Consider the following 26186-nt stretch of genomic DNA (forward strand, 5'->3'; position numbering starts at 1 on the left):
AGTTCGTCAACACTAATATTATCTTTATGTTGCTAATATTAGTTGCGCGCTGTCCGCTTAACCGATAAAAAGAACGCGCACAAAAAGGTTGAAAGATGAACGATCAAGCGAAAAAAGCCGGGCAGCACAGGGGAGTGGGACGAGTCGCGGGCCGGCAGCGAGTAACGATGCACGACATTGCCCGCGTCGCCGGATGCTCGCAAACGACGGTGTCGCTGGTTCTAAACAACAATGATTCCGTCAAAATCTCCGAGGACACAAAACAACGAGTCCTAGATGCCGCCAACACGCTTGGATACGCCATGCCCTCTCAACTTAGGAAACCCCAGGACAGCGCGCGTCGACCCTCGGCACTAGACGGCACCATCGCTTTTGTCGTGGACGATCTGGCGTCGAGCCCCGAAATGGTAAACGCGTTCAACGGCGTGAAACAGGCCGTTCGGGACACCGGAAATCTTGTACTGCTGGCAGAAACCCAAAACGACCCCGAAGTCGAACCAAGAACGCTTAAGTTTTTCCTCGACCAACAGGTTGCAGGCATTATTTACGCGACCGTTTTCACCCGGCGGGTGGTCGTTCCGGAACTCCTAAGGCAGACCGCAAACCCGGTTCTACTGCTGAACTGCTTTTGCGACGACCTCTCCTTGCCTGCGGTGATTCCCGGCGAAGTCGCTGCTGGACATACGGCGACCAACGCCCTGATCAAGGCCGGGCACAAACGAATCGCCACCATCACCGGCGAGCCGTTCATGGAATGCGCCGCAGGACGAACGACAGGGTATAGAAACGCTTTGGCTTCCGCCGACATTCCATTTGACGAGGACTTGGTCATAGAAGGCAATTGGCTGCCTAGCGCCGGATATGCTGCCACGCGTGAATTGATGGATCTGCCCTCTCCGCCAACCGCAATTTTCTGTCAGAATGACCGCATGGCAATCGGCTGTTATGAAGCACTAAAGGAACTTGGCCTGTCCATCCCGGAGGATATCTCGGTCATCGGGTTTGACGATGACGAAACCGCGCGGCACCTGTCGCCACCCCTGACCTCGATGATCCTGCCCACCCGCGCGATGGGACGCTGGGTTGTAGAACAGCTATTCCACGGGCCGACGGATGGTCAGCGGCACCCACTCGTAAAGCTTGAATGCGAACTGGTCGAGCGCGACTCGATCAGCGCACCCAAACGCCAGACCTGAAGGCGAAATCATGACGGAAACCTTCGATCACATCGTCATCGGCGGCGGCTCTGCCGGTGCCGCTGCTGCAGCGCGGCTGGTCAACCAAGGCAAGTGCAGGGTTCTGGTGCTCGAGGCCGGGCATTCGCATCGCCATCCGTTGCTGGACATGCCACCGGGTATCTTCAAGATGATTAACGGGTCCAAGTTCATGACCTACCACCAGACCGAACCGCAGGACCACCTGGATGGCCGCGTGCATGAAATTCCGCAGGCCAACGTACTGGGCGGCGGGTCGTCCGTGAATGCGCAGGTCTATATGCGTGGCCGCCCTTCCGATTATGACACGTGGGACGACCAGCTAAGACAGACCAACGACGGAGTGGGTTGGGGATGGGATGATGTGCTGCCCTATTTCCGCAGGATGGAAGACAATAACAGGTTTAACAATGACCTGCATGGCAGCGACGGTCCGGTGCAGGTCTCGGATCCGGGGCATATAGATGACATGTCGCGTTGGTTCGTTCAGTCGGTGCAGGCCCTTGGTGAACCATTCAATACGGACTTCAACGGCGAAACGCAGCGCGGTGTCGGGTTCTATCAATTCACCAATCGTGCCGGAAAACGTAGCTCGTCAGCCTATGCTTTCCTAGCCCCACTTGAGACAAACGCAAACTTGACCATCCGGCTTGGCGCAACGGTCAGCAAAGTCATCATCGAAAACGACAGGGCAGTCGGGGTGCAGTATCGCGACAAACGCGGATCCCACATCGTGCGGTGTGATGGTGAGGTTGTCCTTGCGGCAGGCGCTCTGGTCACGCCGAAAATCCTAATGCTGTCGGGTATCGGACCGGATGCACACCTTGCCGAACACGATATTCCCGTGGTCTGCTCAATGCCTGGGGTCGGCCAGAACTTGATCGACCACCCCGAAGTTCCAATCACCGCCTTTGCCAACGGTCCATACGGATATTTCAAACAAGGTGAGGGCTGGCGGATGCTTCGCAACGGCATCCAGTTCAAACTGTTCGGCAGCGGCCCTGTGACTTCGGCCGGGGTCGAAGCCGGCGCCTTTGTCAATCCGTCGAACCCCAATGGAGAAGCGACCATTCAGGCCTTTTGCGTTCCCATTGTCTATCTGGATCGCGACGCGCTGGATGAGGTGCAGGATGACTTTGGCCTGACCGTTACGACCGTCGTAGTCAAACCGAAATCACGCGGAGAGGTTCGACTTCGCTCGGCCGATCCTTTCGCCATGCCAGTGGTCTCGCCCAACCTTCTGAAGCATGAAGACGACATGCAGGAGATGATCCGGGGGCAGCGGTTCTTTCGCCAGGCATTCACGTCGGGCCCGCTTGCACAAAGAATCCGCGAAATCGTCATTCCGATAGCGGACGACGACGAGACGCTACGAGCACATTGCAAGAGGTTCGTAAAAACCAACTATCACCCGGCCGGCACAGCCAAAATGGGCCGGGACGGCGACGAAAGGGCCGTTCTGGACGCCAGGATGCGCGTACGCGGGATCGAGAGCTTGCGGGTGTGCGACATGTCCGCCGTGCCCGATATAAACGCAGGCAACACAAACGCACCTGCCATGATGCTGGGCGAGCGATGCGCCGACCTGATCCTTGGCATCGGATCAGCCCGCGAGAAATTGTCTTAGAGCCCATTTGAATTTAAAGGCAAAAGCTTGAAGCTAAGCTTGTGTTCAAGTCTCTGGCTCAATGAAAAAAGCAGCACCCGGACGCATTCTAAGAATCAGATCGACCAGATCGCAGCGTTGATCCGAAAGTTCGGGTTCACAAACCCGGTTCTGGTTGATGGCGACGATGGCACTGTTGCTGGGCATGTCCGCTAAGTGACAGATAGCAGACCGAACGTTGAAAAAAGCTAAAGTCCGCCTTGCGGGACTTTGCAGCCATCCGCATTCTTGCTCTAAAGGACCGCAATCAGCCCAAAGCAGACATTCGCATCTAAACTTCGCTAATCCCGAATTGGCGGTCATTGCTGCCGTGGATTGCTGAATCTTAAGTGGTTTTGCTCACGCGTTCAGGGGCAAACCGGTCCACGATTGCAAAAGCTAAACTGAGGTAAGCGAATGCCACGCCGAGTTGCCAAAAGCGGAAGATCATTTTGGTTTGAGCTTCGTCAGAAAACGGCATCAGTGTTCCTCCGATCAAAATCAAAAAAGCGGTGATCGCCGAAACTATGCGGGTATCGCCGGCAATGAACTGGCGAGAAAACCAGACCATTGCAGCAAACAGTGTTACCAAAACGAAAGGCAGAAATGGAACCACAACCAACAATTCATAAACGAGCACTGCGGCAATACCGCCAATCATGTTTGCTGTGAGCATATCCCGACTGGCGCGACTTTGCGCACTTGTGTCAGCTACAAACTGGGATGACTGAATAGCGACGAAGACCAGCACAAAGGGTGTAATAAAATCAAAAACGAAAGCACAAAAAACAAATGGAATTACAACCGCAGCAAGACGCAGCATTTGTAGTTCTGTATCAGTGACGTTTGTTTCATCAGCCGCTTTTTTTGTGCCTTGCTCAGATGCATCGGGTTCAGGCAAGATCAAGAATACCAGCCACGAAACGATCATGGCCACTGCCACATTTGCTATTAGCCAATAGGCGATGGTCCCAGCGAGTTCCGGATCCACTCTCGCAAGGAACGGAACAAGAAGTGCTGCGATGACTGCGAAAACCGAAAGCAACAAGTCGCCAGTTTTTATTTGCAATCTGTATGCTAATAAAACACCGAGGCAAACAAAAATTAAGAGAACAACAGGATAGGGAAGAAACCAGATAGATAAACCCCACGCGAGCAAAAGGATTGCAGCCGATTTCGTCAGCAGCGCAATCCCATAGGACACTGGCACCGGCTTTAGGCCGAGCGTAAACAGTGCCGCGAAAACCGATCCAATAAAAGCGAGTTGCAAGTTAGTGACTATTCCGAGGGAAAAGACGATCCAAGGGGCGAGTGCCAACCTAAGTCCATGATGAATATTCTCAGGAGGAACTATTTGCGCCAAAGAGTATTTGTCAGCATCAGTAGGCATAGCTCAACCATGAAACAACGCGGATATACGCGCTTCCTATCGTATTCAACAGCAAGTTTTCTGACGTAAAAACAATCACATCAGCCTGTCCGTTCAAAAGAAACATTACATCGTCGTCCTGATCACCGGTCTCATACCCAGGCAGGACTATGCGCACAGGATAACGTTGCGCCGCCCTCAACCAACCCGAGTCGGATGGGGGGCGAGGCAGTCCATCTTGAGTTGGATTTCCCAAAGAAGCTGCTCCAGTAATGCTCTCGACTCGTCCAACAAGAACACGTCCCGGATGGGTATCAAGAACTACTTTTGCCGTGCCTCCGATTGAAAGATTCCCCAGATTGTTCTCTTTTAGGTAGGCTTCGACCCAGACATTGCGGGCATCCACAAATGTCATCAATGGTTGTCCTGCCTGAGCGGACGCTCCCTCTGAAATCGTCAAATCTGCCACGCCGCCTTCTGTCGGAGAACGAAGTTCGGTGTAAGCAAGATCGAGTTGAGCTGCTGCCAGATTGGCCAATGCGGCTTTTATTCGCGGGTTTTCTTCTCCGTCAGAGCCAAGGTTTTGTCGCGCGCGTTCCAGTTCCGCTCTGGCAACATCGACCGCGGCCTCGGCATCTGAAAGGGCGGTTCGTGCGTCGTCTGCCCTGGCGGTCGCAATAAGCCCTTTCTTTTCCAGTTCCAAAACTCTGGAAGACTGGAGCTGGGTGTTTTCCAGCTCGGTCTGGGTTCGGACCAACTGCGCTTGAGCCCGCTCCACATCAGCTGAGCTCGCACCAACTTCCTGAGTTGCACTTTCCAGTTCTGCTTCAGCCCGAGCTAAGCTGATTTCGAAGGGGCGGGGATCAATTCGAGCCAATAGTTCCCCTGCCTCAACGAACGAAGCATTGGCAATCGGCACTTCAATCACAGTCCCCGAAACCTTGGGGACCACCGGGGTAACGATGGCCTTGACGCGTGCGTTCGAAGTGAATGGAGTGTGCCTGTCGGCTGCCAGATACCAAACCAGAATTAAAACAGCGATTGCTGTAGCGGTTCTGAATAGAGTCTTCATGGAAATCAAAATTCAAACTCCTGCGCTCGCTGAATGGATTTGAGAAGCATCCTTCGAGAACGCATTCGGCAGTGCAACGCAAGATTTGGCTGAATACTGACCAAAATAGCTCCCCCTATTTTTGAGCCTGAGGTTCACATAGGAATTCCGCTCGATACTAGCGGTTCATCCTACAAATTAGTGACGCGGGCCGGAGTGCATACTCGACTCAATCTAATATATAGATAACATTGAATGAAAGACGAAAGAATGAGTTGCTTTGCTTTGGGTCTCGACCGAATTCGCGACCTGCACGAAGAAGAAAATGGGGGATCCAACTTTGAAGCGGGAAACAGATCAACTGAGCAAGGCAATTTCAGAAGCGCTGACGTCATCTCTGATACAGTTTTCGGTAATTGCCTTCATCGTTTTGGCGTGCACCTGGGCATTCGCGCCTTTTCTGCCAATTATGCTCTGGGCTTTGGTTTTAGCCATAGCCCTTCAACCGGTTTACCTTGCGTTGAAGGCAAAGATGGGTGGCTCTTCAGGACGACCTGCCACTATGTTGGTTCTGGTTGGTCTTCTTCTGATTGGAGTTCCCACAGTCTTAATGGGCAGTGCATTTGCAACACAGCTCATTGTGCTGGCTGAAGGTTTGTCCGAAGGTACAATCAAAGTGCCTGCACCTTCTCAGGACGTCGCCGAACTTCCGTTAATTGGTGAGAACCTTCACGAAACTTGGGCGGCGGCCGCAACAGATCTGCCCGCTTTCCTTGAGAAAATGGCTCCTCAACTAAAATCTTTTGGCGGCTGGATCGCAGGCGTCGCGGCGGGGACTGCTGGCGGTGTCTTCAAACTTCTTGGTGCCCTCATTGTCGCCGGAATCATGCTGGCCTGGTCTGAAGAAGGTAGTCGAGCGATGAGCCGGATTTTCTCCCGGTTTGCTGGGCCAGAAAGAGGTCTGGGGCTTCAAGATCTAACGACAAAAACCGTTCGCTCTGTGGCCGTTGGTATTATTGGGATTGCGTTTGTGACCGCATTCCTGCTTGGGATCATTTTCTTCCTTTCAGGAATTCCGGGCGCCGGGATCCTGGCTGTTCTCGCTCTATTGTTTGGGATCATGCAAATCCCCATTACGTTGATCGCCCTGGTTGGTGTTGCTCTGCTTTGGTCCACCGGCGGCGATAATTCGACGGTGTTCAATGTAATTTTCACGGTTTTAATGATTGTAGGAAGCATGGTGGACAACATTTTGAAACCAATCATTCTCGGGCGGGGTCTGGATGTCCCTATGCCAGTGATACTGATTGGGGCTCTTGGCGGAATGATGTCAGGGGGTTTTCTGGGAATGTTCATTGGTGCCTCTTTTCTGGCCGCCGGTTACCAGCTGTTTATGGGATGGGTCGATGCAGGCTCGGCTGAGAATGCGTCCCAAGACGTTCAAACGAGATAGCAAAACCGATTTGACGACGGCCCGAGATAGATGCCTGACATCAATCAATGTGGCTGGACTGTCTGAAAGGATCCTTAGATGCAGATCTATACTTTGCGTGAAGATGAAAACGGTGGAGCAGTCTTCGGACAAACAAAAAAAACGCTGCGCGGCAGCGGTAATATGATGTCGGAAGTTTCGGCTTTGGTATCTGATGCAGAGAATTGCGAACGGTATTTCTTTGCAGAGCTACCTCCGGGAACATCGACTGGATTTGCCCCGGCTACGCGAACTCAGCTTTGTGTATGCCTATCCGGGCAGCTTGAAGTAGAGGCGTCAGGTGATGAAAAGCTGGAGCTGGGGCCCGGAGATGTTCTGTGGTTGGACAACACGTCAGGGAGTGGGCACGCGTATTCGGTGAAGAGTGAGGAACCCGTAAAACTTTTGATCGTTCAAACAGATTGACCGCCCGGCGCAGGCAATCGACGATTTGCAATGAATTGGTAGTCCGCTTTTTTGAACAACCATCCTTCCGAACCAAGTGGATGTGAAGCTGTTTTTTCAGACGGTGTTTGTCACAACAGAATATTCGATTTTGAATATAAAAGTGGATTCATGGCATCCCTGTATGTTCTCCTTAGCGATTAAAGAGGGGGACGGATAAATGAGACGACTATTCAATATCGGGCCAATTTGGCTATTTCTTTGCATGGTGACCCTCACAGGCGCTTTTTCTGCCAACGCCCAAGAAACGACGGATGCGCAGGAAGCTGTCGAAGTAGAGCAAGACGAACTTCTTGATGAGGTCGTTGATACATCCATTTCGGGCGAAGATTTGGAGATCCTGCTTGTTCCGTTGACAGCAGATGAGCTTTCCGAGGTCGCAGGCACTTGGCAAGGTATTGTGCGCTCGCAACTGGAAGAGGTCGCCCAGATAAATCTCGGTCTTCGGACAGCAAGTGGGGAGCAAGAAAACGACCTCCGGTCACAATTGGCGTCCCTAAGTGACTCAGGATCGGCGCTTTTGAACAACTATCGGTTGGTGCTTGAGGCGTGGACACTGAAAGGGGCCAAGACAGAAGACCTGCAACCCCATTCCGACTACATCCTTGCATTAAAGGCAGGGGCGCTCAAAACAACTGACTTTCAGACACTATTTCAAAATGCTTGGGCCTGGTTGTTCTCCTGGGAAGGGGGCGTGGGCCTTTTAATGGCTATTTTGGGTGTTTTGCTGGCCGTGTGGGCCATGATGTTTGTCGCCCGAATGGTGCGCCGAGTCACGGAACGCGGTTTAGAAAAAATTCCGACTGTTTCTAGGATGCTGAAGAGATTCATCGCCACAGCAGTTTTCTGGGCTGTGTTTGTTCTTGGGATACTCGTTGTCTTGGCCTTGTTCGGGGTGAACGTTACGCCGCTTTTTGCTGTACTCGGTGGCTTGTCGTTCATCCTGGGCTTCGCGCTTCAGGAAACTCTGGGCAATCTCGCAAGTGGCCTGATGATCATGGTTTTGAAGCCATTTGATACCGGTGACTACATTCAAGTCGGAGGATCATCCGGCTTTGTGGATGAGATGTCTGTGGTTTCCACGAAGATCCGTACATTTGACAACCAAATCATTATCGTCCCGAACAGTAAGATCTGGGGCGACGTGATTACCAACGTCAGCGCCTCAGAAGAACGCCGGGTCGATTTGGTCTTTGGCATCGCCTATTCAGACAACGCGGCGCAAGCAATCGACGTTCTCAAGGAACTGGTTGCTCAACACAATCTTTGTTTGAAGACACCCAAACCCGAGGTTTTCGTCGGCGAGCTGGGAGACAATTCTGTCAATATTTTCTGTCGCCCCTGGTCCAATTCAGACGACTATTGGACGGTCTACTGGGATCTTACAGGTCAAGCGAAAGAACGGTTTGACGAAGAGGGAATATCTATACCTTTCCCACAGCGCGATGTTCATCTGATACCCGTAGGGGGAGCAAGTTCATGAAAGCTTTCGCCATTTGGTTTACGACTCTCTTGTTTGCGAGCAGCGTTGCGCTCGCCCAGTCAGAGGAAATTCTCGCTCTACCTGAAAACGAAGAAAGCCCCGAGTTCATTGCCCCAGTGATTGTGGATGGAGAGGAACTGTTCGTCGTTCGTGGTTCAAGTGCCCTTCCAGCAACTGAGCGGGCCGACAAGGTTGCTGAGCGCCTTTCTGAGGTTGGCGATGCTTCTCAGAGTTCGAGCGTAAATGTCGAAATAATGGACTCTGAGTTCGGTAAACTCATAAGAGCCGACGGTCGGATGATTACAACGACGACCCAAGCGGATGCCGAATATGAACAGATGGACGTGGAGAGTTTGGCCGCACTACAGGCCGAGGCGGTTGAAACCGCGATCCTGCAATATCGCAAAGCGCGATCAAATGAAGGGCTGGTAGACAGTGCGATTGCTGCCGTTGCCTGGACGGTAATCTTTGCACTGGTTTCATATGCGTTCTTCACCAAACGGCGAAAGTTGTTGGACTACATTAGAAGCAACTTGGAAAAGCGAGCAGAAGGGTTTGAGGAAGCCACAAAATCGATTTTGAGAAGCAAGGCTATCGCCGCCATCATCGTTTATGCAATCCACGTTTTGATGTGGATCTTCTTCCTTTTTTTCTTCTATTACTATCTTTCCCTTGTTCTGCTTTCTTTCGCACAAACTCAGGGCATAGCCCAAATCCTATTGAAATATGTCAGTGAACCACTGGTCACTGTGGTTCTGGCCATTGTCGGTTACGTTCCAAATCTGATCATGCTTGCGATTATAGCCGCTGTGACTCGGCTGGGAATTCGAGGCCTCGATCTTTTCTTCGAAAACATTGAGAGCGGAGCCTTTGAGCTAAAGGACTTCGAGGATCATTGGATTGCACCAACAAAAATGCTGTGCAGGGCTTTGTTCATCGTTATCGCGTTGGTGTTTGCGTACCCTTACATTCCTGGTTCCGACTCTCGCGCCTTCCAAGGTTTGACTATTCTTGCCGGCATCATGGTGTCGCTGGGGTCTAACACTGTTGTTTCAAATATGATGGCCGGTCTGTTTGTCATCTACAGACGCAGCACCAATGTGGGTGATCGAATTCAGGTCGGTGACAAGATCGGCGACGTAACAGAGATCAAACTGATGGAAACACTCATCAAATCGATCAAAAACGAGATGATAAGTATTCCAAATGCCCAGCTGCTTAATTCCGAAGTTGTGAACTACTCACGAAAAGTGGATGGTCGGGGGCTATTGGTGCACACGACGGTGGGGATTGGCTACGAGGAGCCGCCCAAGAAAATCAAAGCGATGCTGATTGAGGCGGCACACCGAACGCAAGGGTTGAGAAAGAGCCCGGAGCCATTTGTGCTTTGGACCCAGTTGGCAGATTACGCGATCAACTATGAAATCAACGCGTACACTTCTCGTGGATCGAGTTTGCCAAAAATCTTGTCGGATCTTCGCGAGAACATTGTCGATGTTTTTAATGAAAACGAAACTCAAATAATGACTCCGTCTTACATCGCTGATCCACCGGAACCCAAAATACCTTCAGCTGATTGGGATGGTGAGCTTGCTCACATATCCGACTAACGGTGCTGTCAGACGAATTCGAACCAGTCTCAGTTTGCCGCTGAAACCGCGAACCTATCCGGAACAAAGCTGACGCCACTCGCTAAGAGCGGCGGCGCGTGTCAGCTTGAAGGTGTCCCGGCTGGTGAGCGATCTTTCCTGGTTGAAGTGGTTGTGGACCGAGGAATGGACGGAGGCGAATTTCTGCAAACTTCGCATGCGCCTGAATCGTTGCATCGCGCGTTCGCGTCGTCGAAACGGCAGGTGCGAATTCTCGACGCGGTTGTTGAGCCACCTGCCCGTCCTTTGTTTTTCAAGCGCGCCCATTTCTCTGAGCGCAGCCTTGTAGGAAGCGAAGCGATCTGTGACGATCTCTTCGGCGCAACCGTGTCGCTTCATCAATTTCTTAAGGAATTTCAGTGCTGCAGCTTTGTTTCGGCGTTTGGTGACAACGGCTTCCAGCACCTCACCTTCGTGATCAACAGCCCGCCAAAGATAATGCCGCTTGCCATTCACCTTCACGAAAACCTCATCCACGTGCCACTTCCATTTGGAGAACGCGCGCAGGTGCTGGACACGCTTTCTTCGGATCTCAGCAGCAAACATAGGGCCAAACCTGTTCCACCAATATCGGACAGTTTCGTGGCTCACATCGATGCCTCGCTCGTGAATCAGATCTTCGACATTCCGAAGCGAAAGCGGGAAACGGATGTACAACATCACTGCAAGGCGGATGATCTCGGGGCTGGTTTTGAAGTACTTGAATGGCGATTGTTTAATCATGCGCGAAGGCTACGAGAGCACCCTGCCCCGCTCAAGCAAAGTTCTTCTGACAAGACCTTTCTAGTCGAACATGTCCGCAGACATGGCAGCATACCAGCTTTCGGATTCTTCGTATGTTGTCTTTCGTAAAGTAGCGTTTTCACCAACCTGACTGATAAAGCCGTCAATGCGTGCTATTTTTTCTTCAGTCGCTTCATAGGTTGCTCCAACTTTGACGCCGTCATTCACGGCGATCAGTGACCAGCATGTATTTGCGTATCTTGGGGGGAATACCCGCGAACCAGTCAGCGCTCCTCGGACGGCATTGGCGCAGACTTTGGCTTGCGAATTGGCCGAGAAACCGGATTTTGGCATGTCGCCCTGCTCACTGGCGTCGCCCAACACATAGACATCCGGGTCGGTTTTTGAGGACATATCGGCCGAGTTCACCGGGGCCCATCGGCCATCCGTGACACCCGCTAGCTCTGCAATACGCCCTGATTTCATCGACGGGATGACATTGCAGACATCGACAGCCATTACTTCTCCATCAATTGTTAGCGTCATTTTTTCCGGGTCCACAGAGACGTCTCCACCTCCGAAATCTTCTCCAATCCAGTCAATCATGCCCGGATAATGTGTGGCCCATCCGTCCTCAAAAAGCGCCATCTTGGAGAATTTGGGCTTCGGGTCGGCAATAATTATTTTTGCGGTTGGGTTAGTGGTTTTTAGAACATGCGCCACCATCGAGACACGCTCATAAGGACCGGGTGGACAGCGATAGGGGTTTGGAGGGGCGACCATAGCAAACACACCGCCTTTAGGCATGCTTTGAATTTGTGCGCGCAGAATCTGAGACTGAGATCCAGCCTCGTACGCATGGGGCATTCTCGTTTGCGTCGACAAAGACCAGCCCGGAACAGAGCCTTCGACGAAATCGATACCAGGTGCAAGGATCAGCTTGTCGTAGCGTAGGACCTGACCGCCCGCTAACGTTACGGACTTGCCTGTTCGGTCAACTGCAACCGCCCAGTCATGGATAACATTGATCCCGTACCTTGCTGCAAGCGCACCATACGTATGCCCGATATCATCGATCGATTTCAGACCGCCGATGTAAAGATTGGAGAAAAAACAACTGAAGTAAACCTGCGACGGCTCGACAAGGGTCACATCTATTGAACCGTCGCTATCCTTAGCGATGTATCTTGCAGCCGTGGCCCCGCCTGCGCCGCCGCCAACGACAACGACGCGGGGTTTCCCGCTGCCTTCTGCCAGAACTGCCGGGGCTGACAAGGCACCTGTGGCGGCACCCAGAAACTTGCGTCTGTTCCAACTCATCTGGATCCCTCCCTAAAGCCCAGTTATTTCAGCGTTGCAAAGTAGGCCGCCAGCGCCGCGATTTCTTTCTCGTTCAGACGTCCAGCTATCATCTGCATAATTGGATGCTCACGATGTTTGGTCTTGTAAGCCATCATCGCTTCTACAAAGGCATCGGGATCAAGTCCGACGATCTGTGGAATACCGTCCGCCTGAGTATTTGTCTGATGGCAGGCCACGCATTCTGAAGACAGGTAAGCGCCTAGTTCGACATCTCGTTCATCTGTGCCCGCCTGTGCCAAAGTTGCCTGCGCGAAACCGAAACAGGCACACACGGTCAGAGACGTCCAACGTTTGCAAATTCCAAGTCCTACCAAAACCGCCACTTTCGTCGGCATCTTCAAACAACCTCGATTTCGCGCCTGTCAGTGTAGATCGCGCCGTCATCGTCAAACCAACTGAAGGTAAAAACACCTGGCCCCGAAACAATTGCCTGAAACTCGAAAAATGGGTTTGTCGAAATACCCGGGCCGACGTCGAGGTCGATGACCACCTCTCCTTCGAATTCACATAGGAAACGATGAATGATGGACCTGGGGATCCGACCGCCATTTGAATCGAGACGTTGCCCGGATTCCATACGGTGGGTGATCAACGTCTTGATCGTAACCACCTCGCCACGGCGAGCCTGTTGCGGTAGCTTAACACGGGTTTTGACGCCTGAGGCCATATCAAAGATCCTCCATCACGCACACCCGCCAACGACTACTGAAACAGCCCGTGTACCACTGTTGACACTGCCGTTCGGCAAACGAGCGAGGGCTAGAACCTCTTGGGACTGTCCAAGACGAATGCGCGTTGATATGGCGTGCGCGCCTGCCAAAGGACCGAACCGAGCCCTGAGAACCGGCAGAACCGGGTTGCCGGGCGCGATTAACAGGAGCTCCTGCGCCTCAGGCGCATCAATACTCACCGGCACGCGATAGCCATCTTCCGCGATTTCATCCATATCGATGGAAACGCCGGTGTCCTCAATCCGTGTATTTCCAGCAAAACTGGCGATCAATTCGTCCAGCGTTGCGACATTTGGCAAAGCGATCAAGTCTTGCGCGCGTAGGGGAATAGCAAAGCAAATCAACGCCCAAAGGCTCACTTGCATTGCATCGCGCCGACTAAGGGACATTTCGGCCCTTTCCCGTTAAACTGCAGACGATGTTACCTGCGGAACCTTTGTTCGAATACATAACATATCCGTGAACCTTCACATACTTAAGTCGCGGTACGGGTCCCGTACAGGAAGGTTGAGAAACACGACCTGACATTGCAAGCTGCGAATAAACTCCACAGTTTGGATCGGAGGAAGAATGTCAGACGCGCGGTTACAGGCGGCAGCCAACCCCGGTCTCGCCGTACGCGAGCTGAGCTTTCACTACGGTGCCAAGACAGCCTTGGATTCTGTGTCCTTCGAGGTTGCGGCCGGAACTTTCTGCGGGCTGCTCGGCCCCAACGGGGCTGGAAAATCGACCTTGGTATCCCTGCTGACAAGGTTGCTAGTGGCACCAGACGGCGAAATCAGTGTAGCGGGTTGCAACCTGCGCCAGACCCCGCGCAAAGCGCTGGCAAAACTCGGCGTGGTCTTTCAGCAACCAACGCTGGATCTGGGTCTGACAGTGCGCCAGAACATGACCTATTTCGCCGCCCTGCACAGATTGCCACGATCAGAGGTTCATGCCCGAATCGACGCGGCACTAGATCGGTTGAGCATGCGCGAACGCGCCGGGGAAAGGGTACGCGATCTGAATGGAGGTCATCGCCGCCGCATGGAGTTGGCGCGTGCTCTACTGCACGATCCCTCGGTGCTGCTGTTGGATGAGCCAACTGTCGGGCTTGATGCTGCGGCTCGGCAGGCGATCACTGACCATGTTCACGATTTAGCGGCACAGGGATTGTGCGTTCTATGGACCACGCACCTCACCGATGAAATTCGCGACGATGACCAGTTGCTGGTGCTGCATCGCGGTCAAATTCTGGCCCGCGGACAGGCAGACGAACTGCGCGGAGATCAAACACTGTCCGATTGGTTCCTCTCCCAAACCGAGGCCCCAGCATGAACGGGTACTGGGGGGTCGCAAAAGCCATCATCGGGCGTGAATTCCTGCGCTTTATCCATCAGCGCGAACGATTTCTTGCTGCTTTAGTTCGACCAATGGTGTGGCTTTTGATCTTCGCGGCCGGGTTTCGCGCCGCCCTCGGCCTGTCAATCATCCCGCCCTATCAGACCTATATCACCTACGAGATCTATATCGTACCCGGCCTGTGTGCGATGGTCCTGCTGTTCAACGGAATGCAAAGCTCGCTCAGCCTTGTCTATGACCGCGAGATGGGCTCAATGCGACTATTGCTAACCAGTTCGTTCCCGCGCTGGTGGTTGTTGTTCTGCCGCCTGCTGGGATCGACAGCAATCTCTATCCTTCAGGTTTACACGTTTCTGGCGCTGGCGGCACTGTTCGGAATTGTCCTGCCACTGCCAGGTTATTTCGCTGTGCTGCCGGGTTTGGTTCTGGGTGGTATTATGTTGGGGGCACTGGGATTGGTGCTGTCCAGTTTCATAAAACAACTTGAGAATTTTGCCGGGGTCATGAATTTCGTTATCTTCCCGATGTTCTTCCTGTCCTCAGCTCTCTACCCCTTGTGGAAAATGGCCGAAAGCTCGCCCTTGCTGCGTGATATTTGCGCGTTCAACCCATTTACCCATGTTGTCGAGTTGATCCGGTTCCTGCTTTATCTGCAGATCAATTGGGGGGCTTTAGCCTGGGTTCTGGGGTCCACCGCCGTTTTATGCACAATCGCCGTTTGGGGATACGATCCGGCCCGTGGGTTGATGAAGCGAAAGTCATGACGACCCAGCCCCAAGCCACGAAACGCAGCCTGCTTCTGAAAACCCGTCTAGGTCTTGGCGCAATTGTGCTTGGATCAGGCACCTTGTTGACGGCCGCGATCCTCTATTTCGGAATGCAAACCGTCGCCGACCGTCTGGAGACCGCACTGGCCTCGGAAACCCGGATGGCGCGCTATGCTGCTTTGTCAACCCAAGCCGCGACGTTTCTTGTGATCGCCACCGAGTCGATCCAGACAGGCCAATCCGTCGAAACGCGGTTGGATCGCTTGTCTCCGATCCGGGACCAGATCGGGACAACTTTTCTGCAACTTCGATCCGATGTGGAAGAAGCAGTCAGCTCCGTTCAATCCCTCGGGTTGGACGAGCAATCCCGATACGGAACCCAATCCCTAGGCCTGGCCAGAATGGAGGCGCTACTTGCCAATACACTTGACGGGCTTGCCGATACCACGGCCGATCAGGCAAGGTTACGCGCTCATATCGACTCGTTTGCGTCGGCATTTGATCCCTTGCTCAGTCAGGCTGTGAATACTGAGATTCTGTTTCGAAACGCGATACTGGCTGGGATCGAAAAGACCCGCATAGCGCTAACGTGGGTCGCATTGGCGCTTGCACTATTTGCTTTGTTCAGCACGGCATGGTTCTACTTTGGTCTGGTGCGGCCGCAGTTCTCTCGGCTGGACCGTTTGCGGAACGCGGCGGTTCAGGTTGGCAAATCAGAGTTTTCAATTTCCCTCCCAGAAACGCGCAACGATGAGATCGGGAAACTATATGGCGAAACCAATCGAATGGCGGCGGCACTAAAGCAGCGTCAGGATGAGGTTGATGTAGAATGGGCCCGATTGAATGAGACGATTGCTCAGCGGACGAGGGAGCTCAGCGCGGCGAATGAAACTTTGTCCAGAATTGACGAAAACCGCCGCCGCTTTTTTGCAGATATCAGCCACGAATTGCGCACACCGCTGACGGTTATCATGATGGAGTCGCAGATTGGCCAACGGGACGGCGCGACTGCACCAGAGGCTTTGGCAACGATCGAAACCAGTGCGGCAAAACTGAACCAGCGTATTGACGATTTGCTGCGTGTTGCGAGGTCTGAAACTGGTGAGCTGGCTCTGGAACCGCGAGATGTTGCGCTGCGCACGTTGATGCAAACCGTCATACGTGACATCCAACCCGAAATCGACAGCGCCAGCATGCAGCTGAAGGTCAAAGAATTTCCCGATTGCGCATTGCATTGCGACCCGAACTGGATGCGCCAAGTTATGCTTAGCCTTCTACGCAACGCAATCCGGCACGCGCGCAGGGGCAGAGATCTGTCGCTTTCGGGCCGAACAGCAGATGGCTTTGTGCAAATAGAGATTGCCGATAACGGACCAGGTATTCCAGAAAACACACAAGGTCAGATATTCGAACGGTTTGTTCAGGGCGGTGCCGCAAACAGCCAGGGTTTTGGCGTTGGGCTGGCCCTGGCCAGATGGGTTATTGAGGCACATGAAGGTTCAATCTCGATCACCAGCCCGGTCGCGCAGGACCGTGCTTTGGGTGCAAATGCCGGTACAAATGTCTGCATTCGATTACCGGTGGCTGAGGCTTAGAGTGATCCCATGGCTTCAAGACTGTTGATCGTAGATGACGACCCGAAAATCACCTCGGCCCTTGTTCGAGGCCTGTCGCTACACGGCTACTCAGCCGAGGCGGAGAACCGCGCCGATAAAGGTCTGGAACGATTGAAAAGCGGTGCGTTCTCGGGCGCAATTGTTGATGTCATGCTGGGCGCAGACAGTGGTATCGAATTGGTCCAAGCTGCGCGTAATGCAGGTGTTGCGATTCCCATTCTGATGTTGTCGGCCCTCTCCGACGTCGATCATCGCGCTGCCGGGCTTGAAGCAGGGGCTGACGACTACGTGGTGAAGCCTTTCAGCTTTGACGAACTTGTGGCCCGATTGCAGGTACAGGAACACAGAGTCCTGTCACAACGTCCCGATCCGGCACGTTTTTCAGTCCAGAACAAAACCCTCTCTATCCGGGACATACGTGTTGCATTGACCGATCGTGAATTCGATCTGCTCATGTTGCTCAACAGCAAAGCCGGATCTCCTATCTCGCGTGGTGAGCTGTTTGACACGCTCTGGTCGCAGGACGGGTCCAGCAACGAAAATGTGGTCGATGTATATATCGGTTATCTGAGAAAGAAACTGGGATCAGAAGATTTCTGTTTTGAAATCAAGACTATACGAAACCAAGGCTTCTGCATTCAAGGGCTCGCTCCGCTCCCGGACGAGGACTGACCACCGACGAAAGTCTAAGCCTCTCTTATGAATTAAGAGTCGCCCAGCCGCATGAGACCTGCCACATTGGCTCAAAGCAATTCTGAGGAGGAGGACCCCGATATGGCTTGGAATAAACCTGTTATCCGCGAAATCGAATGCGGCATGGAAATCAACATGTATGGCCCCGATCATAATGACGAACGCGGTGGCGGCCTGATCTGATCAGCCGCAAGCGCCAACACCAATGACGTTGCGCGCAATAATACTTGGGGCCGCTGCTGGCGGCGGCCTTCCGCAATGGAATTGCGGTTGCAAAAACTGCAATCTTGCACGTCGCGGAGAGATACCTGCGCAAACGCAATCCTCCCTCGCCGTGTCTTCCGATGGTCAGAACTGGGCCATCCTAAATGCCTCACCTGATATTCGCGCGCAGTTGGGTGAAACGCCCCTTTTGTTTCCCACTGGGTTACGGGACATACCGATCACGTCGGTGCTGGTGACAAATGGGGATATTGACCATGTGGCGGGCTTGCTCACGTTGCGCGAGATGCAGCCATTCACTTTGTTTGCGACCAACGGCATTCATGATGTTATCGCTGAAAATCCGATCTTCGGAGCGCTGAACGCGTCCGTGGTGGACCGTGCGCCGATCTCTTTGAACGAGCCGTTCGAACTGGTTCCGGGTTTGGAAGCAACCCTGTTCCCGGTGCCTGGAAAGGTACCCTTATACCTTGAAGGGGAACATGTTCAAACGGATCTGGTCGGCGAACAAACCGTTGGAGTTGCGCTGAGTTCGCAAGGAAAGACGGCTTTCTATATTCCGGGTTGTGCTGCCTTGACGCCAGAGTTGCGTACGCAGCTTGATGGTGCCGACCTTCTGTTTTTTGACGGCACGCTTTGGCAGGATGATGAGATGGTGCGCGCCGGATTGGGGCAGAAAACAGGTAAACGCATGGGGCATATGTCGATGGACGGCCCCGACGGCTCGATCGCCGGGTTTGCCGATATGAGGATCGGAAAGAAAGTGTTCGTCCACATGAACAACACCAATCCGGTTCTGCGTCCCGACAGCGACGAGAATGCCCAGGCGCAGGCCAAAGGCTGGACGATAGGTCAGGATGGAATGGAGATCACGATATGACCCAAAGCCGCGAAGAATTCGAAGCCCGGCTGCGCCACATCGGAGCCGAGCGTTATCATGATTTGCACCCCTTCCACCATCGCCTGCACGGCGGTCAATGCGAACCCGATGAAGTCCGCGCCTGGGTGATCAACCGGTATTACTACCAGCATTCCATCCCGATGAAGGACGCGGCCTTCATGTCCCGGGTTGAAGATCCGGCCTTGCGCCGTGCGTGGCGCTCGCGGATTGAAGACCACGACGGCACGGACGAGAACGAAGGGGGTATCCGACGCTGGTTGCGATTAGCCGAGGCGGTTGGGCTTGACCCGGACTACGTCGCCTCGTGTGAAGGTGTTTTGCCTGCCACCAGATTTGCCGTGGATGCCTATGTGCGGTTTGTCCGCGAAAAGACGTTGCTTGAGGCGGTCGCGGCCTCGCTCACCGAACTTTTTGCTCCAAAAATTCACGCCAACAGGATCGAAGGCCTGCTTCAACACTACGAATTTGCGGATGACAGCTCATTGTCGTATTTCCGCAATCGCCTAAAAGAGGCGCCAAAGGATGTGGCCTTTGGTCTGGCATGGGTTCTGGATCATGCGGATACTTCGGAAAAGCAGGATGCCGCTGCCAAAGCGTTGATTTTCAAGACAGATGTTCTTTGGTCTCAACTGGATGCCTTGTGGGGGGCTTATGTCGAACCTGCCCGCATTCCGCCGGGCGCCTGGAGACCGGACACCGGTTTGCTGATGCGGCAGGCATCATGATGTTGGCGCAGGAGATCCCCTCGCTCCCGCGCGGTGTGCGTATCCATTTCGATTCCGTGCGGGATCAATGGGTTCTGTTGGCACCGGAACGGGCCGTTACGCTGGATCAGATCGGGCATGCGATTTTGACCGAGGTCGACGGCCAGCGCAGCTTTGGGCAAATCACTTCAATTCTGTCCGAAAAATACAATGCTCCGAAAGAACAAATAGCCGAAGACAGTTCAGGCTTTCTGGATGCCCTGCGCGCGCGACGCTTTCTGGACGTAATTTGATGCAAGCAAAGATCCCTCCCCCAATTGCCATGCTGGCCGAGTTGACCCATCGTTGCCCGCTATCGTGCCCCTATTGCTCCAACCCGGTCGAAATGGCGAAGCTCAACAGTGAGTTGGATACCGAGACCTGGACACGCGTTTTCCAAGAGGCCGCTGCCCTTGGCGTATTGCAATTGCACCTTTCCGGTGGTGAACCCGCATCGCGCCGCGATTTGGTTGTTTTGGTCAAAGTGGCGCGTGAGGCTGGGCTGTATACCAACCTGATCACATCGGCGATCGGACTGTCAGAGCGTCGCTTGAATGAGTTGGATGAGGCCGGTCTAGACCATATCCAACTGTCCCTTCAAGGCACCGACGCAAGGATAGCGGATAAGGTAGGCGGCTATCGGGGTGGGTTCGACCGAAAGATGAAGACGGTCGAATGGATCAAACAGATCGGGTTCCCCTTGACCCTGAACTTTGTTCTGCACCGTCACAACGCACACCAATTGCCACGCGCGCTGGAGCTAGCACAAGAGATGGGCGCGAGACGGATCGAGGTCGCAACAGTGCAATTCCACGGCTGGGCCTTAAAGAACCGGGACGCTTTGATGCCGACACGCGAGCAGGCGCAGCAGGTGACGCAACAGGTGGCTAAAGCGCGCAAAACCCTCAAAGGGCAGTTGGTGATCGACTATGTCCCGGCGGATTACCATGATGACTATCCCAAGCGATGCATGGGTGGATGGGGTACGACCGGTCTGAATGTGGCTCCGGACGGTCAGGTCCTGCCGTGCCACGCGGCCCAATCCATTCCTCATCTGTCATTTGATCGGGTACAGGACAAACCACTTGCGGATATCTGGTACGATAGCTCTGCGTTCAATGCGTATCGTGGCACGGACTGGATGTCAGACCCTTGCAAAACCTGCGAACGAAAAACCATCGATTTTGGGGGCTGTCGCTGTCAGGCCATGGCCATTGTCGGAGAGGCAAGTGCCACCGATCCCGTTTGCATTAAGTCGCCCCATCATAAGGCTTTACAGGATCAGGCGAACGAGCATGCCGCCAAAGCGGACGCGCCCTTTGTCTATCGCGTCTCACCCGGAACAGCGACCGAGCCTGCAGAATAAACCCTATTCTAAAACGGCCCCGTTAGGTCCGGATTTCAGGTTCAGTATCCGGTCGGACAAACGCTGCGCTTCTGATTTGGAATGGGTCACGAACAGGGTGGCCGGACCATGTCGCGCGATCAGATTCTCCGTCAGGGTCAGCATCGTCTCGGCTGTTTCGGCGTCCAGAGATACAAAAGGTTCGTCCATGATCAGAAACTCTGGCTGCCCTGCAAAAGCGCGTGCCAGTGACAATCGGCGCTGCTGCCCGAGGGACAGTTGGCCGGGGAATAGATCGCCCTTCCCCTCCAGACCGACATCGGACAGGGCCGCGATGGCATCAGCGCGAGACAAATCCGCATGGATCAGGATCAGATTGTCTAAAACCGAGCGCCAGGGCAGCAAGGTGGGCTCCTGAAATACGATCGCAAGCCGATCCGGCCGCACAATCTGGCCCTCAAAATCAAGATCGATTCCGGCCACCAACCGCAACAGAGTGGTTTTGCCGATGCCTGACGGTCCAGTCAGCGCAACCGTTTCTCCTTTCGAGATATCAAAGGAAATAGGACCCAGGGTGATTTCGTTGCCAAAGCGTTTTTGCCGTATGTCAATGCGGATCATACGGCTCTCCAGTGTCTGGCGTTGCGCTCCCAGGGCTGCAAGACCAGCCATTCAACGACCAACATGACCGCAATGAATGAAAACGCGTAGACCAGAACCATAGCCACATCGAACAATTGAAAATACAGGTGGATCTGAAATCCAACGCCGGATGAACGCCCCAGAAATTCAACCACAAGCACGATCTTCCAGATCAGGGAAAGCCCCGATCGCGCAGCAGCAGCAATAAAAGGAGCAAGCTGCGGCAGAACCACATGTCGCAGTCGCGTTTGCCAAGGCAGCCGATAAACATGGGCCATCGCGTCCAAATCCGGGCTCAGCGCTCTGCCGCCTTCGCGCAGGATCGTCGCGACATTGGGAATTTTGTTCAATGTCACGGCTGTAATCGCCGCCGCCTCAGTCAATCCGATCCAGAGATAACACAACACGATCAGCACTAGGGCGGGCAAATTCAAGAAGATGACCAACCAAGGGTCGAGCCACCGGTTCAACGCATCCGAACGCCCCATCGACAGACCAATGATGGTCCCAAGGGTCATTGCCAACGCGAAAGCCCAGATCACCCGCACCAACGTCGCACCAAGGCTACGCAACAATTCTCCGGACGAAAGTTCCTGCTGAAAACGGGGGATCAAATCCCAGGGCTGCGGCAGAATTTGCGGGTCCGCAGTTAGCGACGCCGCAACAATCCACAACGCCACAAGGCCCGCAATGGACAAAAGTGGCGTAAGGCGCGTGTCGTGCATCAAATCCTATTCCACGTCAGCAAACAGACCTTGTGGCACTGTTTTTGCTTCGCCAACCAGCTCGGCCCCACCTAGTTCAGCCATGAGTTCCAGCATCTTGTTGGCCGCGTCTGCGTTAACAGGGCTGCGATCTGGGATACCGGCAATCCAATCGGATTTCAGCTGCTCAAACTGCGCATCAGACTTAGCGTTCATACGGGGGCGGATCGCCTCCCATGTCTCGGAAGAACCGGCCAGCAGGTCCTTGGCATCGCGGCTGGCCGAAAACAGGCTTTGCGCAATATCTGGATTTTCAGTCAGAAAACTCTCTTTCAGATAATAGCCCAACAGAGGCGTATTTGTATCAAGACCAAGCGCCTGACCGGCGTCTTCGACTGAGATCAACTCTTTCATGCCAGATGCTTTCATTTTGGCCAGAAAGTGCCAGAAATTGATCGCCCCCGCGTAGTCCCCTCCTATCGCCGACTTAAATATCAGCGGCGGAGCACCGAACACCTGCTCGGTCTCGGCCTTCAGATCCATGCTATATTCCTGCGCTGCATAGGCTCGCAGGATCAGCCAGGATTTATCCAGCGGGCCGCCGGCGATGCCGATCTTGCCGCCTGCCAGGTCCTTCAAACTGGTCGCAGGGCTGTCGGCAGGCACAACCACTCCCCCAACGGCTTTAGAGTAAGGGATGAAGACGTAGTCTTTGCCAGCCGCCCTTTGCCGCGCGACCCAGATCCAGTCGGCCACGGCCAGATCAGCCTCGTCACCTTCGACCGCGATACGGGTTGCGCCGTTGTCGGCAAAGGGTTGAATATCAAGAACAAAGCCGTGTTTCTGGTCCAGACCGTTCTGGCGAATGGTCTCAAGCTCCCAATTCACCGTTCCGATCTTGAGCACTGCCGCGCGAATTGTCGGCAATGTCTCAGCGGTCAAAGCGCCTGTAGTCAGCGCAAGGACAAAGCAGGCGCAAAACAGTCTGATCATGGGTTCATCCAGTTCATCCGCTATTCCGCCTTACGGCTGACTTCGTTCAGGTCCTTGTCCAACTTGATATCGAACTGGTTGCCGCCTTTGCAGATCACATCATCCAGATCATAGCCGTCGTCTTCGACCTCGATATCATCCGGGTCCATCTGGCATTCGATGGAAGCAAGATAGGCTTCGATTTTGCCAACGGTTTCCGCATCAATCTCTTCGGCAAAAGCAGGCGCTGCCATAAGTCCGGCTATCATCAAAACTCCAAGCTTTTTCATAATACTATCCTTTCTCTATTGAATGCTGACGGAAATACGTTGCGAGTCACCTGTGGACCCGGGGATTCGAATTTCATGGCTGCCGGGCTTGATAGCGATAAACGACAGCTCAGCGACGCCAGCCTTGTCGAATTCGATGCTGTCCACCGCCATCGGTCGGATCTCGATCTTGTTGATGACGATCTCGTTCATCCAGATCGCGCGGAAGAACGATGGCCCCTCTATGGCCAGCTCTGCCGAGCCGTCAGCTGTGATCTCAAGCTTGTAGTAGGCGCCGGACTGCAAGACTACATCCTCACCCAGCGGTTGACCCGACGCGAGTGTCAGCTTGATGGTGTCACCGCGGTTGCACTTTGCCAAAAGCCCGGCAAATCCCAGATCGTCACAGAGCGGGGCTGCCGACATCGGCCCGCCAATCATTGCGACGACGGCTGCAATCATGAGTTTCTTCATTCCCGTCCCTCCCAGAACTTCAGTCAATGGTCACCACGCCCCAGGGCTGTTGCCCTACCTGCACCGATTTGATCGCCTTTTCAGAGGCCACATCGATGATGGTGATGTCGTTTGAATTGCCATTTGTGGTCAGCAGGTATTTTTCATCCGGCGTGAAGTCGAGCTGCCAGACCCGCTGCCCCACAAGGATATAGTCCAGAACTTCAAGGCTTTGGGCATCAACAACGGCCACCCGGTTTGCGGGCCCCAACGCCACAAACAAACGCTCGCCATCCGAAGTCACCTTGGCGCCCACCGGTTGCAGCCATTCGGGCTGCACGCCGGGCACTTCAAAGCCGATCTTGCCAACAACTGTGGGCGCGCCGTCCTCGGCAATGTCCATGACTGAGACCGTGCCACCGATTTCCGAGGTGACAAAAAGCCGTTTTCCATCCGCCGTGTACTGGGCATAGCGCGGGCGCTGGTCGACCAGAACGTTGTGCTTGATCGTATAATCTTCTGTCGAAATGAAATGCGCCATGTTGGTGGTTTCGGACGTGTTGACCACAAACTTTGCATCCGGGCTCATCCCCATGCCTTCGGGTTCAACCCCAACCGGCACTTCGGCCAGAATGGTACGCGTTTCGGTATCCGTCACCGTCACCAGATTGTCATCCTCATTGGCGATGTAAAGCCTCTTGCCCGAGGGTTCGAGGATGAAGAGCTCCGGGTCCGGCCCAGAGGGGAGGCTAGGCAATTCCTCATAGGTCGAGGTGTCGAACACACGGATGATGTTGTCATCGGACGCACAGACATAGAGCTTGGCACCATCCGGGCTGACGGTGATGCCACGCGGGCGGTTCCCGCCCGGAAATTCGGTGATCACCTCCCATGTTTCGGTATCCACCACTGTGATGGTATTGCCGCGTTCGTTCGAGACAAAAGCCTTGCCCGCCAGTGCAGGGCCCGAGGCAAGCGCAGCAAAAGCAACAGTCAGCAATAATCGTTTCATCAAAAAACCTCCGGTTATTCAAATGCCTGACAGCTGGATTCCGCCCGATCCAGACCCATCGTATCTAGTGGTGAGACCTGATGCAGGAACCCCTCCTGCGGGCTGACGCTGACGGTGATCGAGCCATCGTGCAGAAGGATCGGCTGGCGCAGTTGCCCGTTCCAAGCGCGGAACGTCACTTTCTGTCCCTTGAAAGCCGCGAGCTCGAATTCGTCTGACAAGGCATAGTCTCGCACACCGTCCGGCTCTGCCGTGCTGGCGCGGGTCACGGCCTCACCAATCACACGCAGGGCCAGCCAAGTATTATAATCCTCAGGGCGGGCATAGCGGCCTGTCAGTTCCTCGAAACGGGTCTGGAATTGGGTCGCGCCCCATGCCTCATGCGCGCCATGAAAAGTTGTTGGACGCAGGCCGCCAGAGCCCATCACCGGACGCGGGGTCCAAAGGTGGTAAGACAGGTAGCGCGCGAAATAGTCGGTTTCGTCTGCGGCGATTACCACGTCATGGTCCCGCACATCTTGTGTGTCCAGAGGCAATTGGCGCTGAACCAGAACATGGCCCGAATCCGTCCGGCGAGAGCCTCCGGTATCCGCAAAGGTCCGATCCTCGGCTATCTTCGCACCAAACTTGGTGGCCGCGCGGCGATAGGCGTCGGCAAGCTTCACATCCTCGGGGTTGGACCCGGCCAGCAGGAACCAATCGCCCCATTTCTTCCAGACCGCAAACTGTGCCACCGCGTCTGCCTTCATCGCGCGGGACGGCGCGATATGGAGCAGATTGCCCCGGCAGTCTGCATCTCGCAATTCGATATCGGGTGCTGATACATTGAAGACCAGCGCCCCTGCTGCGGCAGCCTTGTCCGTCAGCCGCAGAACCTCATAGGCATCGCCCAAAAGAACGATAAGGCGGATGCCGTCGGCAAGGATCTGGTCCATCGCGGCGTCTGCCTCTTCGGGTGGAACAGCGATTGCAGTGGTCTCATAGGTATGTCCCAGAAATCCGCCTGTGGTGCCGTTGTCCTCATCGCCGAGCGCTGCACCTGCAAAGCCCAGATCGTCTGGTTTCAGGTCATATCGCGAGATCGGCAGAAGCGACGGGTAATCAATCCGCAGCACCGCAGCTTTCACATCGATCGCCGCAGCAGTTACCGCAGACACACACCAAAAAAGCGCCGCAAAGAGCGGCAGCACGCGTATGGTCAAAATGCCCTCCCGTTGCCCAAAGATCTGGTTGCATCATCAAGGGCGAAACGCCGCCGGGACGGAACCGATACTTTTGGCCGTGTTGTCATGCGAAGCCTATCAGCTTCATGATTAAGCTCGATTCTTATTTTATAAGAATGC

Annotated in this window: 29 protein-coding genes; 15 read left to right on the forward strand and 14 right to left on the reverse strand. The window is 54.1% G+C overall.

All coding sequences use genetic code 11. The features are described from left to right. The first annotated feature begins 167 nt into the window (after positions 1-167). Both ACR3FB_RS18895 and ACR3FB_RS18900 read left to right on the forward strand, forming a co-directional pair. Positions 168-1196, forward strand: coding sequence for a LacI family DNA-binding transcriptional regulator (locus ACR3FB_RS18895; protein WP_480566709.1), 1029 nt, complete (start codon positions 168-170; stop codon positions 1194-1196). Between the two features lie 10 nt (positions 1197-1206). Beyond that, the gene (locus ACR3FB_RS18900) at positions 1207-2841 is read left to right on the forward strand and encodes a GMC family oxidoreductase (RefSeq protein ID WP_480566711.1); all 1635 of its coding nucleotides are present in this window, start codon (positions 1207-1209) and stop codon (positions 2839-2841) included. Positions 2842-3205: 364 nt separating this feature from the next. On the opposite strand, the gene ACR3FB_RS18905 is transcribed toward ACR3FB_RS18900, so the two are convergent. Together ACR3FB_RS18905 and ACR3FB_RS18910 are read right to left on the reverse strand one after the other, a co-directional pair. Then, a complete protein-coding gene (locus tag ACR3FB_RS18905) occupies positions 3206-4249 on the reverse strand; it encodes a hypothetical protein (protein ID WP_480566713.1) in 1044 nt (347 codons plus the stop codon). Further along, a complete protein-coding gene (locus tag ACR3FB_RS18910; protein WP_480566929.1) occupies positions 4239-5300 on the reverse strand; it encodes an HlyD family secretion protein in 1062 nt (353 codons plus the stop codon). The genes ACR3FB_RS18905 and ACR3FB_RS18910 overlap by 11 nt, the downstream gene beginning before the upstream one ends. A 304-nt stretch (positions 5301-5604) precedes the next feature. Here ACR3FB_RS18910 and ACR3FB_RS18915 point away from each other — a divergent pair, with 304 nt between their 5' ends. From ACR3FB_RS18915 to ACR3FB_RS18930, 4 genes are all read left to right on the forward strand, one after another. Continuing rightward, on the forward strand, positions 5605-6732 hold the full coding sequence (locus ACR3FB_RS18915; RefSeq protein WP_480566715.1) for an AI-2E family transporter: 1128 nt from the start codon (positions 5605-5607) through the stop codon (positions 6730-6732). 78 nt (positions 6733-6810) lie between these two features. Continuing rightward, the gene (locus ACR3FB_RS18920; RefSeq protein ID WP_480566717.1) at positions 6811-7176 is read left to right on the forward strand and encodes a cupin domain-containing protein; all 366 of its coding nucleotides are present in this window, start codon (positions 6811-6813) and stop codon (positions 7174-7176) included. Between the two features lie 199 nt (positions 7177-7375). Then, the gene (locus tag ACR3FB_RS18925; protein WP_480566719.1) at positions 7376-8698 is read left to right on the forward strand and encodes a mechanosensitive ion channel family protein; all 1323 of its coding nucleotides are present in this window, start codon (positions 7376-7378) and stop codon (positions 8696-8698) included. Further along, complete coding sequence (locus ACR3FB_RS18930) at positions 8695-10308, forward strand: mechanosensitive ion channel family protein (protein ID WP_480566721.1); 1614 nt, start codon at positions 8695-8697, stop codon at positions 10306-10308. Before ACR3FB_RS18925 ends, ACR3FB_RS18930 begins: the two co-directional genes overlap by 4 nt. A 54-nt stretch (positions 10309-10362) precedes the next feature. Here ACR3FB_RS18930 and ACR3FB_RS18935 read toward each other — a convergent pair whose 3' ends face one another. The 5 genes from ACR3FB_RS18935 to ACR3FB_RS18955 are packed head-to-tail and all read right to left on the reverse strand — an operon-like array spanning position 10363 to position 13552. Further along, a complete protein-coding gene (locus tag ACR3FB_RS18935) occupies positions 10363-11070 on the reverse strand; it encodes an IS6 family transposase (RefSeq protein ID WP_480566723.1) in 708 nt (235 codons plus the stop codon). A gap of 60 nt (positions 11071-11130) precedes the next feature. After that, on the reverse strand, positions 11131-12390 hold the full coding sequence (locus ACR3FB_RS18940; RefSeq protein ID WP_480566360.1) for an FCSD flavin-binding domain-containing protein: 1260 nt from the start codon (positions 12388-12390) through the stop codon (positions 11131-11133). Between the two features lie 23 nt (positions 12391-12413). Further along, on the reverse strand, positions 12414-12767 hold the full coding sequence (locus ACR3FB_RS18945; RefSeq protein WP_480566362.1) for a c-type cytochrome: 354 nt from the start codon (positions 12765-12767) through the stop codon (positions 12414-12416). Positions 12768-12769: 2 nt separating this feature from the next. After that, positions 12770-13099, reverse strand: a complete 330-nt coding sequence (soxZ, locus tag ACR3FB_RS18950; RefSeq protein WP_480566364.1) for a thiosulfate oxidation carrier complex protein SoxZ — start codon at positions 13097-13099, stop codon at positions 12770-12772. 15 nt (positions 13100-13114) lie between these two features. Next, positions 13115-13552, reverse strand: coding sequence for a thiosulfate oxidation carrier protein SoxY (locus ACR3FB_RS18955; protein ID WP_480566725.1), 438 nt, complete (start codon positions 13550-13552; stop codon positions 13115-13117). Positions 13553-13733: 181 nt separating this feature from the next. Here ACR3FB_RS18955 and ACR3FB_RS18960 point away from each other — a divergent pair, with 181 nt between their 5' ends. The 9 genes from ACR3FB_RS18960 to pqqE all read left to right on the forward strand — a co-directional run bounded on the left by ACR3FB_RS18960 (position 13734) and on the right by pqqE (position 20812). Further along, positions 13734-14480, forward strand: a complete 747-nt coding sequence (locus ACR3FB_RS18960; RefSeq protein WP_480566368.1) for an ABC transporter ATP-binding protein — start codon at positions 13734-13736, stop codon at positions 14478-14480. Beyond that, a complete protein-coding gene (locus ACR3FB_RS18965; protein ID WP_480566370.1) occupies positions 14477-15268 on the forward strand; it encodes an ABC transporter permease in 792 nt (263 codons plus the stop codon). Before ACR3FB_RS18960 ends, ACR3FB_RS18965 begins: the two co-directional genes overlap by 4 nt. Beyond that, a complete protein-coding gene (locus tag ACR3FB_RS18970; RefSeq protein ID WP_480566372.1) occupies positions 15265-16866 on the forward strand; it encodes a sensor histidine kinase in 1602 nt (533 codons plus the stop codon). Before ACR3FB_RS18965 ends, ACR3FB_RS18970 begins: the two co-directional genes overlap by 4 nt. Positions 16867-16875: 9 nt before the next feature. Further along, positions 16876-17559: a response regulator transcription factor gene (locus tag ACR3FB_RS18975; protein WP_480566374.1), complete on the forward strand. Its 684-nt coding sequence runs from the start codon at positions 16876-16878 to the stop codon at positions 17557-17559. A gap of 102 nt (positions 17560-17661) precedes the next feature. Beyond that, positions 17662-17763, forward strand: a complete 102-nt coding sequence (pqqA, locus tag ACR3FB_RS18980) for a pyrroloquinoline quinone precursor peptide PqqA (protein ID WP_480566376.1) — start codon at positions 17662-17664, stop codon at positions 17761-17763. Between the two features lie 22 nt (positions 17764-17785). Further along, positions 17786-18682 carry a pyrroloquinoline quinone biosynthesis protein PqqB gene (pqqB, locus tag ACR3FB_RS18985; RefSeq protein WP_480566378.1) on the forward strand — a complete coding sequence of 299 codons (897 nt, stop codon included), beginning with the start codon at positions 17786-17788 and terminating at the stop codon, positions 18680-18682. After that, positions 18679-19428, forward strand: coding sequence for a pyrroloquinoline-quinone synthase PqqC (gene pqqC, locus ACR3FB_RS18990; protein ID WP_480566380.1), 750 nt, complete (start codon positions 18679-18681; stop codon positions 19426-19428). Before pqqB ends, pqqC begins: the two co-directional genes overlap by 4 nt. After that, on the forward strand, positions 19425-19700 hold the full coding sequence (pqqD, locus tag ACR3FB_RS18995) for a pyrroloquinoline quinone biosynthesis peptide chaperone PqqD (RefSeq protein WP_480566382.1): 276 nt from the start codon (positions 19425-19427) through the stop codon (positions 19698-19700). Before pqqC ends, pqqD begins: the two co-directional genes overlap by 4 nt. Further along, on the forward strand, positions 19700-20812 hold the full coding sequence (gene pqqE, locus ACR3FB_RS19000) for a pyrroloquinoline quinone biosynthesis protein PqqE (RefSeq protein WP_480566384.1): 1113 nt from the start codon (positions 19700-19702) through the stop codon (positions 20810-20812). The genes pqqD and pqqE overlap by 1 nt, the downstream gene beginning before the upstream one ends. Positions 20813-20815: 3 nt before the next feature. On the opposite strand, the gene ACR3FB_RS19005 is transcribed toward pqqE, so the two are convergent. The 7 genes from ACR3FB_RS19005 to ACR3FB_RS19035 are packed head-to-tail and all read right to left on the reverse strand — an operon-like array spanning position 20816 to position 26045. Then, positions 20816-21412 carry an ABC transporter ATP-binding protein gene (locus tag ACR3FB_RS19005; RefSeq protein WP_480566386.1) on the reverse strand — a complete coding sequence of 199 codons (597 nt, stop codon included), beginning with the start codon at positions 21410-21412 and terminating at the stop codon, positions 20816-20818. Beyond that, positions 21409-22158 carry an ABC transporter permease gene (locus ACR3FB_RS19010; protein WP_480566388.1) on the reverse strand — a complete coding sequence of 250 codons (750 nt, stop codon included), beginning with the start codon at positions 22156-22158 and terminating at the stop codon, positions 21409-21411. The genes ACR3FB_RS19005 and ACR3FB_RS19010 overlap by 4 nt, the downstream gene beginning before the upstream one ends. Positions 22159-22164: 6 nt before the next feature. After that, positions 22165-23130 carry an ABC transporter substrate-binding protein gene (locus ACR3FB_RS19015; protein WP_480566390.1) on the reverse strand — a complete coding sequence of 322 codons (966 nt, stop codon included), beginning with the start codon at positions 23128-23130 and terminating at the stop codon, positions 22165-22167. Positions 23131-23150: 20 nt separating this feature from the next. Further along, positions 23151-23399, reverse strand: coding sequence for a PepSY domain-containing protein (locus ACR3FB_RS19020; RefSeq protein WP_480566392.1), 249 nt, complete (start codon positions 23397-23399; stop codon positions 23151-23153). A 15-nt stretch (positions 23400-23414) separates the two neighbouring features. Next, entirely contained in the window at positions 23415-23852 is a 438-nt protein-coding gene (locus tag ACR3FB_RS19025) for a cupredoxin domain-containing protein (protein WP_480566394.1), read from the reverse strand. A gap of 19 nt (positions 23853-23871) precedes the next feature. Beyond that, entirely contained in the window at positions 23872-24843 is a 972-nt protein-coding gene (locus ACR3FB_RS19030; protein ID WP_480566396.1) for a YVTN family beta-propeller repeat protein, read from the reverse strand. A gap of 14 nt (positions 24844-24857) precedes the next feature. Continuing rightward, a complete protein-coding gene (locus tag ACR3FB_RS19035) occupies positions 24858-26045 on the reverse strand; it encodes an ABC transporter substrate-binding protein (protein WP_480566398.1) in 1188 nt (395 codons plus the stop codon). Positions 26046-26186 lie beyond the last annotated feature (141 nt).

This window comes from Ruegeria sp. AO1 (genome assembly GCF_056535985.1).